This is a genomic window from Noviherbaspirillum pedocola (genome assembly GCF_016632335.1).
Classification (GTDB): domain Bacteria; phylum Pseudomonadota; class Gammaproteobacteria; order Burkholderiales; family Burkholderiaceae_D; genus Noviherbaspirillum_A; species Noviherbaspirillum_A pedocola.
In genome coordinates this window covers 22,668-39,177 of record NZ_JAEPBG010000007.1, presented here as the reverse complement: position 1 = coordinate 39,177, position 16,510 = coordinate 22,668, and the positions used below count along the sequence as shown (strand labels likewise).

17 protein-coding genes are annotated in these 16,510 nt (G+C 62.8%); 7 read left to right on the top strand and 10 right to left on the bottom strand.

Translation table 11 applies throughout. The features are described 5' to 3' along the window. Positions 1-30: 30 nt before the first annotated feature. Positions 31-234: a DNA-directed RNA polymerase subunit omega gene (gene rpoZ, locus JJB74_RS16705; protein ID WP_200593558.1), complete on the bottom strand. Its 204-nt coding sequence runs from the start codon at positions 232-234 to the stop codon at positions 31-33. A gap of 38 nt (positions 235-272) precedes the next feature. After that, positions 273-917 carry a guanylate kinase gene (gene gmk, locus JJB74_RS16700; protein WP_200593556.1) on the bottom strand — a complete coding sequence of 215 codons (645 nt, stop codon included), beginning with the start codon at positions 915-917 and terminating at the stop codon, positions 273-275. A 137-nt stretch (positions 918-1,054) separates the two neighbouring features. Here gmk and JJB74_RS16695 point away from each other — a divergent pair, with 137 nt between their 5' ends. Beyond that, a complete protein-coding gene (locus JJB74_RS16695) occupies positions 1,055-1,696 on the top strand; it encodes a response regulator (RefSeq protein WP_234484240.1) in 642 nt (213 codons plus the stop codon). Between the two features lie 30 nt (positions 1,697-1,726). On the opposite strand, the gene JJB74_RS16690 is transcribed toward JJB74_RS16695, so the two are convergent. The 3 genes from JJB74_RS16690 to JJB74_RS16680 all read right to left on the bottom strand — a co-directional run bounded on the left by JJB74_RS16690 (position 1,727) and on the right by JJB74_RS16680 (position 5,539). After that, entirely contained in the window at positions 1,727-3,913 is a 2,187-nt protein-coding gene (locus tag JJB74_RS16690) for an ATP-binding protein (protein WP_200593554.1), read from the bottom strand. Beyond that, positions 3,910-4,485, bottom strand: coding sequence for a biliverdin-producing heme oxygenase (locus JJB74_RS16685; protein WP_200593552.1), 576 nt, complete (start codon positions 4,483-4,485; stop codon positions 3,910-3,912). The genes JJB74_RS16690 and JJB74_RS16685 overlap by 4 nt, the downstream gene beginning before the upstream one ends. A 157-nt stretch (positions 4,486-4,642) precedes the next feature. Continuing rightward, positions 4,643-5,539, bottom strand: a complete 897-nt coding sequence (locus JJB74_RS16680) for a YicC/YloC family endoribonuclease (protein WP_200594009.1) — start codon at positions 5,537-5,539, stop codon at positions 4,643-4,645. 165 nt (positions 5,540-5,704) lie between these two features. Between JJB74_RS16680 and JJB74_RS16675 the strand changes: the two genes are divergently transcribed. The 5 genes from JJB74_RS16675 (at position 5,705) to hemW (ending at position 10,310) form a co-directional block, all read left to right on the top strand. Beyond that, positions 5,705-6,721, top strand: a complete 1,017-nt coding sequence (locus JJB74_RS16675; RefSeq protein WP_200593549.1) for a serine/threonine-protein kinase — start codon at positions 5,705-5,707, stop codon at positions 6,719-6,721. A 3-nt stretch (positions 6,722-6,724) separates the two neighbouring features. Beyond that, on the top strand, positions 6,725-7,666 hold the full coding sequence (locus JJB74_RS16670) for a PP2C family protein-serine/threonine phosphatase (protein ID WP_200593548.1): 942 nt from the start codon (positions 6,725-6,727) through the stop codon (positions 7,664-7,666). Positions 7,667-7,674: 8 nt separating this feature from the next. Beyond that, the gene (gene rph / locus JJB74_RS16665; RefSeq protein WP_200593546.1) at positions 7,675-8,406 is read left to right on the top strand and encodes a ribonuclease PH; all 732 of its coding nucleotides are present in this window, start codon (positions 7,675-7,677) and stop codon (positions 8,404-8,406) included. A 78-nt stretch (positions 8,407-8,484) separates the two neighbouring features. Further along, positions 8,485-9,069, top strand: coding sequence for an RdgB/HAM1 family non-canonical purine NTP pyrophosphatase (gene rdgB, locus JJB74_RS16660; RefSeq protein ID WP_200593544.1), 585 nt, complete (start codon positions 8,485-8,487; stop codon positions 9,067-9,069). Further along, on the top strand, positions 9,066-10,310 hold the full coding sequence (hemW, locus tag JJB74_RS16655; RefSeq protein WP_200593542.1) for a radical SAM family heme chaperone HemW: 1,245 nt from the start codon (positions 9,066-9,068) through the stop codon (positions 10,308-10,310). Before rdgB ends, hemW begins: the two co-directional genes overlap by 4 nt. A gap of 110 nt (positions 10,311-10,420) precedes the next feature. On the opposite strand, the gene JJB74_RS16650 is transcribed toward hemW, so the two are convergent. The 3 genes from JJB74_RS16650 to JJB74_RS16640 all read right to left on the bottom strand — a co-directional run bounded on the left by JJB74_RS16650 (position 10,421) and on the right by JJB74_RS16640 (position 13,898). Then, on the bottom strand, positions 10,421-11,683 hold the full coding sequence (locus JJB74_RS16650) for an acyl-CoA dehydrogenase family protein (protein ID WP_200593540.1): 1,263 nt from the start codon (positions 11,681-11,683) through the stop codon (positions 10,421-10,423). A 21-nt stretch (positions 11,684-11,704) separates the two neighbouring features. Further along, on the bottom strand, positions 11,705-12,769 hold the full coding sequence (locus tag JJB74_RS16645; RefSeq protein ID WP_200593538.1) for a phosphotransferase family protein: 1,065 nt from the start codon (positions 12,767-12,769) through the stop codon (positions 11,705-11,707). A 349-nt stretch (positions 12,770-13,118) separates the two neighbouring features. Next, positions 13,119-13,898: an oxepin-CoA hydrolase, alternative type gene (locus tag JJB74_RS16640; protein ID WP_200593536.1), complete on the bottom strand. Its 780-nt coding sequence runs from the start codon at positions 13,896-13,898 to the stop codon at positions 13,119-13,121. 163 nt (positions 13,899-14,061) lie between these two features. Here JJB74_RS16640 and JJB74_RS16635 point away from each other — a divergent pair, with 163 nt between their 5' ends. After that, positions 14,062-14,718 carry a glutathione S-transferase family protein gene (locus JJB74_RS16635; RefSeq protein ID WP_200593534.1) on the top strand — a complete coding sequence of 219 codons (657 nt, stop codon included), beginning with the start codon at positions 14,062-14,064 and terminating at the stop codon, positions 14,716-14,718. 114 nt (positions 14,719-14,832) lie between these two features. Here the strand turns inward: JJB74_RS16635 and JJB74_RS16630 are convergent, their stop codons facing one another. Both JJB74_RS16630 and JJB74_RS16625 read right to left on the bottom strand, forming a co-directional pair. Then, positions 14,833-16,017 carry a pyridoxal phosphate-dependent aminotransferase gene (locus JJB74_RS16630; RefSeq protein ID WP_200593532.1) on the bottom strand — a complete coding sequence of 395 codons (1,185 nt, stop codon included), beginning with the start codon at positions 16,015-16,017 and terminating at the stop codon, positions 14,833-14,835. A 35-nt stretch (positions 16,018-16,052) separates the two neighbouring features. Beyond that, positions 16,053-16,508 (bottom strand): putative toxin-antitoxin system toxin component, PIN family, encoded by a 456-nt coding sequence (locus JJB74_RS16625; protein WP_200593530.1) that lies wholly within the window; start codon positions 16,506-16,508, stop codon positions 16,053-16,055. Positions 16,509-16,510: the final 2 nt, after the last annotated feature.

The following is a 16,510-nucleotide window of genomic DNA, read 5'->3' as shown; positions in this document are numbered from 1 at the left end:
TATCAGCGCGTTCGAGTCCATGACAGTGTGTTAGCTCGGGACCTTCTTCAGCATTTCAATGCCGACCTTGCCGGCTGCGATTTCACGCAGCGCGAGCACGGTCGGCTTGTCTTTGGCTTCGACCATCGGGGTATGGCCTTGCACCAGCTGGCGCGCGCGGTAGGTCGCGGACAGGGTGAGTTGGAAACGGTTCGGGATTTGTTCGAGGCAATCCTCGATCGTGATACGGGCCATGGTTGCTCCTGAAAATGCTCTTTGGTTCGGCGCGTTGCTCAGCTGAGATTCGCATGAATGCCCAGCTGGGCGAACAGGGATGAATTGCGTGCCGCTTGCTGCGGGAATTTGCAGCGGGTTGCTTTGACGATGGAAGTCAGCTCGGACAGCGCAATGGCAAACTCGCGGTTGATAATAACATACTCAAATTCGGCGGCATGGGCGATCTCGCCGCCTGCAGCAAGGATGCGGCGGGTAATGACCTGATGATCGTCCTGCCCGCGCTTGTGCAGCCTTTCCTCGAGTGCCGCAATTGATGGCGGCAGGATGAAGATACCGACCGCATGCGGGAACTGCTTGCGCACCTGCTGTGCGCCCTGCCAGTCGATTTCCAGCAGCACGTCGGTGCCAGCTTTCATCTGTTCCTGGATCCACAGGCGCGAGGTTCCGTAATAGTTGCCATGCACTTCGGCCGATTCGAGGAATTCGCCGGCCTCGCGCCGCTGCAGGAAGTCTTCCACCGAAGCGAAGTGGTACTCGCGGCCATCCTGCTCGCCGGGCCGCGGCGCGCGGGTGGTGTAGGAGATGGACAGCCGAATCGCATCGTCTTGCGCAAGCAGCGCATTGACCAGCGTGGATTTGCCGGCGCCGGAAGGCGCGACCACCATGAACAAGCTGCCTGAAGGGGCTGGATTGAGGGGCATGGGAAAACCTTGATGTGTACGCGGAAAACGCAGGCCGACATTGTAACAGCGCGTTGCCCAGAGGGCGGCTCGCTATGCCTGGGCAAGGTATGATGCTGGCTTCCTAGTACATACGCGGAGCATGGGGAGACGAAGCAATGCGCAACGGCAAGATCAGGGTCATGATCGTGGACGATCACATCATCGTGCGCAACGGCGTGCGGCTGATGCTCGGCACTGCGGACGACATCGAAGTCGTTGCCGAAGCCGAGACCGCGGAAGCGGCGATGGCCGCGGTTCATGCCCAGGCCATCGATGTCGCGCTGATCGACATCGCGCTGCCGGACAAGAACGGCCTCGATCTGCTCAAGGCCATACGCAATGCCAAGCCGCGCATCGCGGTGCTGATGCTGTCGATGTATGCCGAGCAGGTGTATGCGGTGCGCGCGTTGAAGCTGGGCGCCGCAGGTTATCTGACCAAGAACACACCGGCCGCCACCATCGCCGAAGCGGTGCGCAAGGCGGCGGCTGGAGGCCGCCATGTCAGCTCGACATTGACCGAGCAGCTTGCGAGCATGATCGCCGATGGCACGGTCGCGGCGCATGAGACGCTGTCGCATCGCGAACTGGAAGTGTTGAAGCTGCTCGCTGCCGGTGAAAGCCTGGTGCGTATTGCCGAGATGCTGCATCTGTCGCCGAGCACCGTCACCACTTACCGCGCGCGCATACTTTCCAAGACCGGCACCCGCAGCAATGTGGAACTCACGCGTTATGCGCTCGAGACCGGCATCCTGATGTAGCGCGGCGGGCAGAAGCAGCCCTTGCCGCCTTCAACGCCGCGGCAGCCATACCTCGAATTCCACCATGCCGTCGCCGCAGCGTACCGAGATGTTGCCGCCATGCGCCTTGACGATTTCATGGACGATATACAGGCCGAGTCCCTGCCCGCCGCGATTGCGGCTGTTGTGCGATGAACCCGGCTTGAAGGGCTGGAACAGTTGAGCGATGTTTTCCGGCGTAATCGGCGCACCGCGATTGGCGATGGAAAAGCACACGCCGCGCTCGTTCTGCCGCGCGCACAGCGTCACCGGCGAGCCGGGCAAACCATGCTTGCAACTGTTGCCTACCAGGTTGGTCAGCACCTGTGCAATGCGGTCCGGATCCAGCCACGCCACGCCGAGCGACTCGGTCTTCACGACCAAGTCCACGCCGCGCTGCGACAGCCTCATTTCCTCGACGACTTCCTGAACCAGCGGTTCCAGCTCGACTTCGCGCACACGCATCGTCAGGCCGATGCCGCCCTGCAGCCGGCTCAGGTCGGCCATCTGATCGATCAGCCGCTGCATGCGGCCGGACGAAGAACTGATGCGATGCGAAAGCCGGTTGCCCATGTCGCCGTTGTCGTCGGCGTGCAGCAGCTGCGCAGCCATCATGATGGCCTGCAGCGGATCGCGCAGATCATGCCCCAGCGTCGCCAGCAGCATCTCGCGCGTCTTGCGTAGCGCGGTGGCCTGCGCCATCGCCACTTCCTGCAGGCCGCCGCGCAAGTTGCGCGCAATGTCGATGTCGGTCTCGCTCCACGGCAGGCTTTGGCCACGCACGGTTTCCTTCCATTCCTCAAAGGAGCCGCGCGGCGTCAGGCGTGGACCAAGCGGTCCGATGGTGACACCCTTGTGTGGCGGACCACCCCAGCGTACCTGTTCGATCTGCTCATTGCGGAACCAGAACACAAAGCCGTTCTGCTCGCGATCGATGCGCAGCGCCAGCACGCCGCAGGTGCCGCCGAAACGCTGCGCCAGGTGGGGCAGATCGCGCTGCAGACTGCTGCTCTCGAAAATTTCAGGCCGGTCGTCTTCGCCCAGCCACGAGATCAGCGCGCCCAGCGCTTCGCGGCTTGGGCCGCAACCGCCGATGTGCATGGTGCCTTCGAAGGAAGCCGCCACGCCGTCGCTTTCCAGCAGTTGCATGAATAGATCGGTATCGTCGGCCAAGGCCTGCACGATGTCTTCCGAAGCTTCAGCGCGCTGCAGGATTTTCTGGCGCAGCGCTTCCGAGCGCTGCAGCGCCGCTGCATGCCCTGCGGTAAGCTCCCGGTCCACCAGCATGCTGACGATCTGGGACAGCACCTGGCAGGACATGCGCACTGGATACGGTACCCGCAGCGGCTGCATGTGATGACACGCAAACAGACCCCACAGGCGGCCGCGCACCACGATGGAAATGCTCATCGAAGCGGACACGCCCATGTTGCGCAGATATTCGGTATGGATGGGCGAGACGCTGCGCAGGATGCTGGAGGACATGTCCAGCGGCTGCGCGGCGTGCGGGCCTGCGTTCGGCAGCAGCGGCACCGGGTCATAGTTGACGTCCGCGATCAGGCGCAGGGGATTGAGCACATACAGCCGTCGCGCCTGGCTCGGAATGTCGCTGGCCGGATAGCGCTGCCCAAGATAGGGCGCCAGATCTTCGCGGCGCGCCTCGGCCACCACTTCACCGCTGTCATCGTGGCGGAAGCGGTAAGCCATCACGCGGTCAAAGCCGGAGAGCCTGGCAATCTCGCGCACTGACAACTCGAGCACCTGCTCTATGCCTGGCTGGCGCTGAATGCGTTCGATTGCCTTCTGAGCGGACAGCGCGAAGGTTTCCAGGCGCCGTTGCCCGCTTGGCGAGCGCTCGCATTCCAGCACCAGATAAGGGCCGGAGCGATGCAGCACTGCATCGAAATCCTGCCCCATCAAATGCGTGTGCAGCGAACCGAGGATGTTGTCGAAGGAATCCAGACCGGCGCGGATTTCGGCGCGCAGTTCTTCATTGAGATGCGCAGCCTCGAGCGGCATGCCAATGGCAGGCAAATCGCCCAGCAGCTGCGACGCATTGGCACTCATCATTGCCATGCAGCCTTCGTCATCAAAGGCAAGCAGCGCGCCATGCGGCTGAATCAAGCCGGGGGTGTGGATCGGCTCGCGGTCGCAGTTCGTCAGATCCACCGCCATGTGATGACGCATGCTGTCGTTCATGCCGCGCCTCGCTCCCGAAACCAGGATGACAGCGTGCGGAATGCCCAGCGCGCCGCCTGCGCCGCTTCTTCACGCTCGGTCGGGCCGGCGAGATCGCGTTCCGCGAGCTTGCGAAAGGATAACCAGCGCTGCGAGGCCTTATCGCCATAACCGGCAAGCCAATGCGCCGGCCAGGGCGCCAGGCGCGGGCCCAGCGTGCGCGACAGGAGCTGCGAGCCAAGCTGTGCGCCTTCGAGCACATAGGCCACGCCATAACGCTGCGCCGGTGTATCCAGCGGCGGCGACTCCTGTAATAGCGGCAGTGCGGCGATTGCCTGCTCGTCCATGCCGGCGGCAAGCAGGTCGCGCCGGAGCCAGTCGGATTTGCGCGCGCGCTGCGCGGCGTCGATATCCGCAGGCCAGTCTTCGCGCCACAGCGCCTGTTCGAAAGGTTTGAGCCAGCCCCACATCGCGCTGATGAAATTCAGGTATTCGGCCTGGCCGGCGTCAGGCCGTGCCAGCTTCAGTCCCTGCTCGAATTCATCGTGGATGTCGCGGGTGGCGTTTCTCAAGGCGGATAAGGCTTCGGACATGTATGGAAAGTTGATAGCGGGCAGGGGCGCAACGTGGATGGAGCGCCTCTGCAAATTTGAAAAAGATTATCCGAGTGGGAAGGAAAACGACCGGCGCGATCGCGCCGGCTATTGCGTCTGCGCATGATTCCTGCGCAGAGCCCGCAAACGAGAACGCTTATTCGAGGTTTTGCACCTGTTCGCGCATCTGCTCGATCAGCAGCTTCAAGGCCATGGAAGCATCGGCAAGCTCCTTCACTGCGGCCTTGGAGCCAAGGGTGTTCGCTTCACGGTTCAGTTCCTGCATCATGAAATCCAGGCGCTTGCCGACCTGGCCTCCTTTCTTCAGGATGTGACGCGTTTCGCTGAGATGCGCGGCCAGCCTGCCGAGTTCCTCGGCCACATCGACGCGGATGCCATAGAGCGTGACTTCCTGTCGGATGCGTTCGAGCACTTCCTGCTGGGGCAGCGCGGGCTGCGCACCCGCCTGGCCATTCTGCACTGCGATGCCGAGCGCTTCCTGCATACGCTCGGTTGCCTTCTGCCGGAATTGCTCCACAGCCTGCGGCACCAGTGGTGTGATGCGCGAAACAATCGCTTCCATCTCATCAATGCGCGACAGCAGCATCGCTTCCAGCGCAGCGCCTTCGCGCCGACGGCTCTCGACGAAGGCGTCGAGCACATCACGGCCCAGGGCAGCCACATCGGCCTGCAGATTGTCGGCGCCGGCGGCTTCATCCATCATGCCCGGCCAGCGCAGCAGTTCATTGACCGACATCGGCGCGGCCTGCGGCAGGCGCGACAACACCTGTTCCTGCAATTCGATCAGACGGTTCAACAGTTCGATGTGTATGCCATTGCCGCCGGTGGGGGCCTTGCGGCCGAAGCTCAGGCGGCATTCGACCTTGCCACGCGTGATGCGCGCCATGATCGCTTCGCGCAACACCGGCTCGGTTGACCGCAATTCATCGTTCATGCGGAACTGCAAGTCGAGGAAGCGGGAATTCACGCTGCGCAGTTCCAGGGTCAGGGTGCCGGCATCGAATTCGCGTGTTGCGCTTGCGTAGCCGGTCATGCTGCTGATGGTCAAGTTGGGGCCTCGATTCTTTACAAACAGGGGTTTTCTCCACACAATCCTGCTTGCCTGCCGACACGGCCCGATGCAATCTGCATCATGCCGCAGCAAGCCGAACCGGACAGCATCGGGCCGGCGCATCGACACACGAACCACAGGACAACAATGGCCGCGCAAAACAATGCACCGCTTCCGGAAGGATTGGATGTAGCGGGATACCGCATTGTAAAGAAGATTGCCTCGGGCGGGTTTTCCATCGTCTATCTTGCTTATGACGAAGCCGGCGAAGCGGTCGCCATCAAGGAATATCTGCCGAGCGCGTTGGCGCAGCGCCTGCCGGGCGAGCTGGCGCCGGCGATCGCGTCGGAGAACCTGCCGGTTTACCGCATTGGCCTGAAATGCTTTTTCGAGGAAGGGCGGGCGCTGGCGCGCATCAATCATCCGAATGTGGTGTCGGTACTGAATTTCTTTCGCGCGCACGACACCGTGTACATGGTGATGGCTTATGAATCGGGCCGCTCGCTGCAGGACCACATCCTGCGCCGGCGCGAGCGCGGTGAAAAGCCGCTGGTGTCCGAGCGTTTCATCCGCGCCGTGTTCAGCCAGATGATGCAGGGCCTGCGCGAAGTGCATGCGAACAAGCTGCTGCACCTGGACCTGAAGCCGGCCAACATCTATCTGCGCACCGACGGCACGCCGATCCTGCTCGACTTCGGCGCCGCGCGCCAGACGCTGCGTGCCGACTCGCCGAAGTTGTACCCGATGTACACCCCCGGCTTCGCCGCGCCCGAGCTGTATCAGCGCAACGCCGCCCTTGGCCCCTGGACCGATATCTATTCCATCGGCGCCTCGATGTTCGCCTGCATGGTGGGCGCACCGCCGCAGCCCGCCGACGTGCGCCAGAAGGGCGACCGCATGGATGCGCATTTCGGCAAGCTCGACGGCGTCTACAGCCCGGAGCTCATCGCCGTGATGCGCTGGTGCCTGATGCTCGATCCGCTGGCGCGGCCGCAGAGCGTATTCGAGGTGCAGCGCGCGCTGCAACAGCCCATCAGCGTGCCGCAGGCCGAGGCCACGCCCGAAGCAGCCGAAGGCTTGGGACGCTTCGCCCGCAGGCTGCGCGCGCTGTTCACATCGCGCCGCGACCCCGATGCCGTGACCATCTCTGAAGACACGAGGTAAGCCATGCGATTCTCCATCTGCCAGGAAACCGCGATAGGCGCGCGCCGCGCGAATCAGGACCGCATGGGTTATTGCTATACGCGCGACGCCTTGCTGATGCTGCTGGCCGACGGCATGGGCGGCCATATCCAGGGCGAGGTTGCGGCCACGATTGCGCTGCAGACGGTGTCGGCATTGTTTCAGGAAGTCGCGGTGCCGCATGTGAAAAAGCCGGAAGGATTTCTCGAGGACGCGCTGTATGCGGCGCATCGTGAAATCCATCGCTACCGCGCACTGCATGCCTTGCCCGAAACGCCGCGCACCACCATCGTTGCTTGCCTGGTGCAGCATGGCGTGGCGCAATGGGCGCATTGCGGCGATTCGCGGCTCTACTGGATGCGCGGCGGCCGCGTGCAAGGCCGCACCCGCGACCATACGCGGGTTGAATCATTGATCGCGCAAGGCCTGCTTGACGCCTCCGCCGCGCGCACACATCCCGACCGCAACAAGCTGTTCAACTGCCTCGGCGCGCCCGGCGTGCCAAGCATCGAGATGAGCGAGCCGACCAGGCTCGAGGCTGGCGACGTCATCCTCTTGTGTTCAGATGGCTTGTGGAACGCGTTGCCCGACGAAGCGATGGCCCTGCATCTGGCCGCCGAAGGCGTGGTGCGCGCCGTGCCCAAGCTGGTGCAACAGGCCGAAGCCGTCGCCGGCGCCAGCAGCGACAATGTGACGGCGCTGGCGATGATGTGGGATGATGCCGGTCCCGCGCACGGCGAGGCCGGCGTGATTACCACCGCGCTGGTGCCGCTCGGTGCGGTGACCACGACCATCCATGCGCCGCGCCAGGGCGAGCCTGACGCCGCCGAAAGCATGGACAGCTTCAACGACGGCGACATCGAGCAGGCCATCGCGGAAATCCGAGATGCCATCGAAAGAACGTCGCGCCTGACATCGAAACCATGAGGATAGCCATGTTGCAACCACGCCCCAGCGGCCGCGCCAGCGATGCGCTGCGCGAAGTGCGCATCACCCGCCATTACACCAGGCATGCCGAAGGCTCAGTGCTGATCGAAGCCGGCGACACGCGCGTGCTGTGCACCGCGAGCATCCAGGAAAAGGTGCCACCGTTTCTGAAAGGCCAGGGGCAGGGCTGGCTCACTGCGGAGTACGGCATGCTGCCGCGCTCGACCCATACCCGCATGGACCGCGAGGCGGCGCGCGGCAAGCAGTCGGGTCGCACCCAGGAAATCCAGCGGCTGATCGGCCGCTCGCTGCGCGCCGCCTTTGATCTGCAAGCCTTCGGCGAGCGCACGCTGCAGATCGACTGCGATGTGCTGCAGGCCGACGGCGGCACGCGCACCGCTTCCATCACCGGCGCCATGGTCGCCGCGCACGATGCGTTCACGAAACTGCTCGAATCCGGGTTGATTTCGGTGATGCCGCTGAAGCATTTCGTTGCCGCGATATCGGTTGGGGTCTGGCAGGGCATGCCGGTGCTGGATCTCGATTATCTTGAAGATTCGGCCTGCGACACCGATATGAACGTGGTGATGACTGAAGCCGGCCGGTTCATCGAAGTGCAGGGCACCGCCGAGGGCGAGGCCTTCGACCGCGCAACGATGGACCGCCTGCTCGACCTGGCGCAATCGGGCATCGCCGAACTGATCCGCAAGCAGCGCGCCGCGCTCGGCCTTTCCGCCTGATTGCCGCGGCGCTTCATCATGCCGGGTCGGATGGCCCGGCATGCGTGATTCCGCCCCCTTTCCCTATCCGTTTTCATCATGACCCAGACTCTCATCCTTGCTTCCAACAATGCCGGCAAGCTGCGCGAATTCGCCGAGCTGCTGTCGCCGCTGGGTTTCGACCTGAAGCCGCAGCGCGACTTCGATGTGCCCGAAGCGGAAGAGCCGCATGCGACTTTCGTTGAAAACGCCCTGACCAAGGCGCGCCACGCAGCGCGGCTGACCGGCCTGCCGGCGCTGGCCGATGATTCGGGCGTGTGCGTCAATGCCTTGGGCGGCGCACCGGGCGTGTACTCGGCGCGCTATGCCGGCGAACCGAAATCGGATGCGCGCAACAATGCGAAGCTGATCCAAGACCTGAAGGCGCATGCAGACAAGTCTGCGTATTACTACTGCGTGCTGGTCTATGTGCGCCATGCCGATGATCCGCAGCCGGTGATCGCGGACGGGCGCTGGGATGGCGAGATCGTCGATGCGCCGCGCGGGCAGGGCGGCTTTGGCTACGATCCGTTCTTCCTGTTGCCTGAACTCGGCAGAACTGTCGCGGAACTCGATGCCGAGGAAAAGAACCGCAGGTCGCATCGCGGCCAGGCGCTGCGGCAACTGGTGGAGAAGCTGCGATGATCCCGATACGGCCAGCCGGCGATGTGCGCCAGCAAGCCGCGCGCGCCGCAAACGCTTACCTTGCGCCCGGCATCATCAATCTGTCCGCCTTACCGCCGCTGTCGCTCTACGTGCATTTCCCCTGGTGCGTGCGCAAGTGCCCGTACTGCGATTTCAATTCGCATCAGGCAGGCGGCGAACTGCCCGAGCAAGCCTATCTCGACGCCTTGCGTGCCGACCTGGAAACCGCGCTGCCGCTGATCTGGGGCCGCAAGGTGCTGACCGTCTTCATCGGCGGCGGAACGCCCAGCCTGATGTCAGCCGCGGGACTGGACCGCCTGATGTCGGATATCCGCGCGTTGCTGCCGCTCGATGGCGCGGCCGAGATCACGATGGAAGCCAATCCCGGCACCTTCGAGGCGGAGAAGTTCCGTTCCTATCGCGAGTCCGGCATCAACCGGCTTTCCATCGGCATACAAAGCTTCAATCCGCGCCACCTGCAGGCGCTGGGCCGCATTCATGACGGCAGTGAGGCGCAGCGCGCGGTCGAGATCGCGCAGGCCAACTTCGACAATTTCAATCTCGACCTGATGTATGCGCTGCCGCAGCAGACGCTGGCCGAAGCGCGCGAAGACCTCGCCACGGCGCTGTCCTTCGCGCCGCCGCATCTGTCGCTGTACCACCTGACGATGGAGCCCAATACCGAGTTTGCGAAATATCCGCCGTCGCTGCCCGATGACGATGCCTCGGCCGAGATGCAGGACATGATCGCCGCGGCAACGGCTGCGGCAGGTTACCGGCATTACGAAGTCTCGGCCTATGCACAGCCGGGGCGGCAGGCGCGGCACAACCTCAACTACTGGCAGTTCGGCGATTACCTCGGCATCGGCGCCGGCGCGCACAGCAAGCTGTCGTTTCCGCATCGGGTGATCCGGCAGGCACGCTTCAAGATGCCGGCGACGTATATGGAAAAGGCCATGGCCGGCAATGCGGTGCATGAAGAGACCGAGGTCAGTCGCGAGGCGCTCGGTTTTGAATTCATGCTCAATGCGCTGCGGCTCACCGAGGGCTTCGATCCGCGCCTGCTCATCGAGCGCACCGGGCTGACGATCAATGCGGTGGAAGCGGGCCTCAACGAAGCGGAGGCGAAAGGGCTGCTGTACCGCGACCACAAGCTGATCCGGCCGACAGAACTCGGGCAGCGCTTTCTGAACGATCTGCAGGAGATGTTTCTGCCGGATGAAGAGCCCGGGCAGGCATAGTCACAGCGAAGGCAATGCAGCGCGCATCGACAGGGTGCCGAGGCATTGCCTAATGCGCATGAAAAAATCCCGGCATGCAGCCGGGATTTTTTTTTGGTGTGATGCCGCGATCAGGAACGGGTGACCGGCAATTCCAGGTCTTCGCCCGGCAGGCTCATATGCTTGGCCAGTTCCAGCTTGGCCACCGCGTTGCGATGCACTTCGTCCGGACCGTCGGCGATGCGCAGCGTGCGGTTGTGCGCCCACATCGTCGCCAGCGGCGTCTCATCCGAAACACCTGCTGCGCCGTAGGCCTGGATCGCCCAGTCCAGCACCTGCTGCGCTACGTTCGGCGCCAGTACCTTGATCATCGCGATCTCGGCCTTGGCGATCTTGTTGCCGACGGTGTCCATCATGTACGCGGCCTTCAGCGTCAACAGGCGCGCGGTGTCGATCTGGATGCGGGCCTCGGCCACGCGCTCACGCCAGATGCTCTGCTCGGAGATGCGACGGCCAAAGGCCACGCGGCTGTTCAGGCGCTTGCACATCAGTTCCAGCGCGCGTTCCGCCACGCCGATGGCGCGCATGCAGTGGTGGATGCGGCCCGGTCCAAGGCGACCCTGCGCGATTTCGAAGCCGCGGCCTTCGCCAAGCAGGATGTTCGACGCCGGCACGCGCACGTTCTCGAACACGATCTCGCAATGGCCATGCGGCGCATCGTCATAGCCGAACACGGGCAGCGGGCGCTTGATGTCCACGCCCGCGGTGTCGGCCGGGACCAGGATCATCGATTGCTGCTGATGGCGCGGCGCTTCCGGATCGGTCTTGCCCATCAGGATGAAGATCTTGCAGCGCGGATCGCCAGCGCCGGAGATCCACCACTTGGTGCCGTTGATTACATAGTCATTGCCCTGGCGCTCGATGCGGGTGGCGATGTTGGTCGCGTCCGACGATGCCACTGCAGGCTCGGTCATGGCGAACGCCGAGCGGATCTCGCCGCGCAGCAGCGGCTCCAGCCATTGCTGCTTGTGCTCTTCGGTGGCGTAGCGCTCCAGCGTCTCCATGTTGCCGGTGTCCGGCGCCGAGCAGTTGAACACTTCCGGCGCCCAGCTGACGCGGCCCATGATCTCGCACAGCGGCGCATAGTCCAGGTTCGACAAGCCTTCCGGCGCGCGCTTGGATTTCGGCAGGAACAAATTCCACAGGCCCTGTTCACGCGCCAGCGGCTTCAGGTCCTCGATGATTTTTGTCGGCAGCCAGCGGTTGCCCTTTTCCACGCCGTTGCGGTCGATCTCGGCCTTGTACGCCTTTTCGTTCGGATAGATATGCTCGTCCATGAACTTGAGCAGCTTGTCCTGGAGTTGCTTGCAACGGTCCGAGTAGTCGAATTCCATGTTGTCTCCTGTGGTCGTAATTTAAGTCCGCGTGCCCGAGGCATAGGCCCAGCCCATCTCCGCCATCGGGCGGGTGGCCTGGCCTGCCTTCAGCGCCTGGGCGCTGGAGGCGGTGCCATCGACATAGCGTTTCATGATGCCTTGCAGAATGCCTGCCAAGCGGAACATGTTGTAGGCGAGGTAGAAGCCGAGATCCTCGCGTCGTATCGTCTTGCCGGTGCGTTCCGAGTACTTTGCGATGTATTCCTCTTCGGAAGGAATGCCCAGCGCCTTCAGGTCCAGCCCGGCGATGCCGCGGAACTGGCCCGGCTGGATGTGCCAGCTCATCAGGTGATATGAGAAATCGGCGAGCGGATGGCCCAGCGTCGACAACTCCCAGTCCAGCACCGCAAGGATGCGCGGCTCGGTGGGGTGAAAGATCATGTTGTCGAGACGATAGTCGCCATGCACGATTGAGGTTTCATCGCCGGGCGGGATGTGCTGCGGCAGCCATTCGATGAGGTGGTCCATCGCCTCGATGCGCTCGGTTTCTGAAGCGCGGTATTGCCTGGTCCAGCGATCGATCTGGCGCGCGAAGTAATTGCCCGGCTTGCCATAGCTTTCCAGACCGATGGCCGCGTAATCGATGCTGTGCAACTGGGCGATGACCCGGTTCATTTCATCGTAGTGCGCGGCGCGCTCCTGCGGCGTCATGCCGGGCAGCGATTGATCCCACAGCACGCGACCCTGAACGAACTCCATCAGATAGAAGGCGCGGCCGATCACGCTTTCATCGTTGCACAGCACATATTGCCGTGGCGCCGGGAAGCCGGCGCGGTTCAGCGCATCCATCACGCGGAATTCGCGATCTATCGCATGCGCCGAGGCAAGCAGTTTCGCCGCCGGTCCGGGCTTGGTGCGCAGCACATAGCTCTTGCCGTTGACCGTGAGCTTGAAGGTGGGATTGGACTGGCCGCCCTTGAATTGCTCCACCGTCATGTCGCCGGTGAAGTCGGGAACGTGCTGACTGAGGTAGGCCTGCAGCGCGCCGGCATCAAATCGCTGCTGTTCCGACACCGGCTTGGTGCCCATGAACTCTTCGTACATCCTGTCTCCTGGGATTGCGTCGAGAATTTTTCGGGCCATTCTACCCGATAAAATCGTACGGCCGTACTATTCAATGGCGATATTTCATCATTGGTGGCGGGCGCGATTTCCTGAGGTAAGAGGTAATGCGGTAATGCGAGCTACGCGATACCGTTCTCTTGTGTATGGGACAGCTTGCAAGCTTTAGCGCATGGATCCATTGGTACCGCATCCTTGGGGTAGGCGCAGCCCACGCGGTGATTGCGAGGTGATCGAGCAGGCGCGTGGGCTGCGCCCACCCTACGTGGATTTTCACAGCCCGCGTGAAGTGGCTAGACGACGCATGCTCTTGTACCGCGACTACCCCGATCTATTGATACTTCGGCTTGCGCTTCTCGAGGAACGCGCCTATGCCTTCGGCAGCATCGCGGTGATGCAGGCTCTCGACGAAGCTGTGCTTCTCGGCTTCGAAATGCTGCTGCAGGCTGTTGCCGGGCGCATCCCGCAGCAGGCCCTTGATGCGGGCGGTTGCATTCGGCGACAGCAGGGACAGTTCATCGGCCCAGGCCAGCGCGGCATCGAGCGCGCCGCGTTCCGGCGTCAGGCGGTTGACAAGCCCGAGCGCATGCAGACGCGGCGCGGCGACCGGCTTGCCTTCGATGATGATTTCCGTAGCGAGCTGGCGCGGCAAAGCCTGCGACAGGAACCAGGAGCCGCCGCCATCCGGCGTCAGTCCGACCTTCACATAAGCCATCACGAACTTCGCAGTTTCCGCCGCGACGATCATGTCGCAGGCCAGCGCCAGCGAGAAGCCAGCGCCGGCAGCAGGACCGTCGACTGCCGCGATCACCGGCTTGTCGCAGGCGCGGATCGCGTCGATCCATGCATGCAGACGATCGATGGAGTCGGCCTGCACCGATTTATCCTTCGCGCGGTTTTCCAGCAGCCGGTTCAGGTTGCCGCCGGCGCAGAAGACATGGTCGGCGCCGGTAAGCACCACTGCGCGCACCGATGCATCCCGGTCAGCGGTGGACAGCGCTTCGATGCCGGCGGCATACATGTCGGGGTGCAGCGCATTCATGGCGCCGGGATTGGATAGCGTGAGAATGAGGGTCGCGTCGCGACGTGTTGCGCGCAATTCTGCGGTCATGATGGGGGTCTCCTTGAGGTGCGTGGATCATATACCGCGCTGCAAGCGACTGGAAAGCCGGCGGCCTGCCTGCATTGTGCTTCGCGAAAGCAGCAGTTACCATGCGCTGCTTTCGCATTCCCTGGACGAATGCGGAGAACCATACCAATGCAAGGAGAAGACGATGCTCAAGCTGTGCGGATTTGCGATCAGCAACTACTACAACAAGGTCAAGCTGGCGCTGCTGGAAAAGGGCGTGACGTTCGAGGAAGAACTGGTCTGGCCGGACCGCTCGGAAGCGCTGCTGCAGAATTCACCGCTGGGCAAGATTCCCTACATCCTCACCGAGCGCGGTCCGCTGTTCGAGTCGCAGGTGATCATGGAATACATCGAGAGCGCTTATCCGCAGCAACCGCTGCTGCCGGCCGATCCGTATGAAGCAGGGCGGGTGCGCGAGCTGATCATCTTCATGGAACTGCATCTGGAACTGGTGGCGCGCGAGATCTATGCGCAGGCCTTCTTCGGCGGCAGCGTCAGCGACGAAACCCGCGAGCGGGTGCAGAAGCTGTTGAAGCGCAATGCGAAAGCCTTCGGCAAGATCGCAAAGTTCGGTCCCTTCATCGCTGGCGACAGCTTCACGATGGCCGATTGCGCTGCGCTGGCGCACCTGCCCTTGATCGGCATGGCGACCAAGCTGGTGTATGGCGAGGATGTGCTGGCCGATTATCCGGTGCGCGACTACGCGAAGATGCTGAGCGAGCGCGCCACGGTGCAGAAGGTCAATGCCGACCGCAAGGCCAATCAGGCTCTGCGTGAAGCGATGAACGCAGGCAAGGCATAAATTCGCTGGCGTATTCCATGATGCTGTCCTGATACGGTGCGGCCATGGAAGCCCGGGATGCGAGGACGGCGCGTCGATGCGAGCGGGCCTGCATACATTGCAGGCCCCACATTCTTATAGCCGTCCCAATCGCTGCAGCGCCAGCTCCAGCGTTTCATCGCGCTTGGCAAAGCAGAAGCGCACGATGCCCGATTCGCGCGCTTCATGATAGAAGGCCGATACCGGTATTGCGGCCACGCCGATTTCCGTCGTCAACCACTTGGCGAACTCCGCTTCCGGCAGGTCCGAGATCGCCGAATACTCCACGCACTGAAAGTAGGTGCCGTCCGAAGGCAGCAGCCTGAACCGTGTATTCGACAAGCCATTGCGGAACAGGTCGCGCTTCTTCTGGTAGAAGGCCGGCAGTTCGATGTAGGGCGCCGGATTGCTCATGAACTGCGCAATGCCATACTGTACCGGCGTGTTGACGGTAAACACATTGAACTGGTGCACCTTGCGGAACTCCGCCATCAGCGCCGCGGGCGCGGCCACATAGCCGATCTTCCAGCCGGTGACGTGATACGTCTTGCCAAAGCTTGATACCACGAAGGCGCGCGCGGCCAGCGCGGGATGACGGCAGACCGATTCATGGCGCTGCCCGTCATAAACCATGTGTTCATACACTTCATCCGACAGCAGCAGGATGTCGGTGCCGTCGACGATGGCGGCCAGCTTGTCGAGGTCCGCGCGGCGCAGCACGGTGCCGGTTGGATTGTGCGGCGAATTGATCATGATCATCCGCGTTCTCGGCGTGATTGCCGCGGCCACCGCATCCCAGGGCACCGCATAGCCGGCGGCGGAGACTTCCATCTGCACATACACCGGCACGCCGCCGGCCAGCTGTATCGCCGGCACATAGCTGTCGTAGGCCGGCTCGATGACGATGACTTCATCGCCCGGATGCACGCAGCACAGCACCGACGTCAGGATGCCCTGCGTGGCGCCGGCAGTGATGGTGATTTCGGTATTGGCGTCGTAGCGATGCCCGTAGATGGCTTCTACCTTTGCCGCAACCGCCTCGCGCAGCACCGGGACACCAGTCATCGGCGGATACTGATTCAGGCCTTGCCGCATCGCATCGGCGACCGCATCCACCAGCGCCGGATCGCAATGGAAGTCCGGGAAACCTTGTCCCAGGTTCACCGCACCCTTCTCGGTGGCGAGGGCGGACATGACGGTGAAGATGGTGGTGCCTACATCGGGCAGACGCGAAGTCAGGCGGGAATAATCGAGAACCGGAAGGGTCGATGGATGGGCCATGGGCGGGCGGAAGCGATTGTTATGAAAACCATATTCTATCGGAGCGTAGCCTCTGCCTGCCATTCGGCCAGCCAGGCTTGCGGCGTCAGAATCCGAAACATGCCAGCCTTGGCCACGCGGCGCGCCAGTTTCAGCAGCGCCTTGTCCTTGGTGATGAGCACGCCGGCCGCGCTGTCGCGCGCAATCTCGAGAAACTTCTGATCATCCGTGTCGCTGCAGCTGGGAAGCGGAGGGCAAGTTGTGCCCGGTGCCTCGGCATGAATGCGGATGAGTGCATCGAAGCGCATCGTCGCCTGTTCACGCTTCTCGTCGTCCAGCGGCAGATGCGGATAGTGCAGCACATGCAGCCATTCATCGCGGCAGTCCGCGCGCGTCACCGCTTCCACCGCGCCGGTCTCGATCGCGTCCAGCAGGGCTTTGCTGGGCAAGTCATGGAACACGAACAGATCGAGCGCGACATTCGTATCAAGAACAAGGCGTTTCTGTATCATAC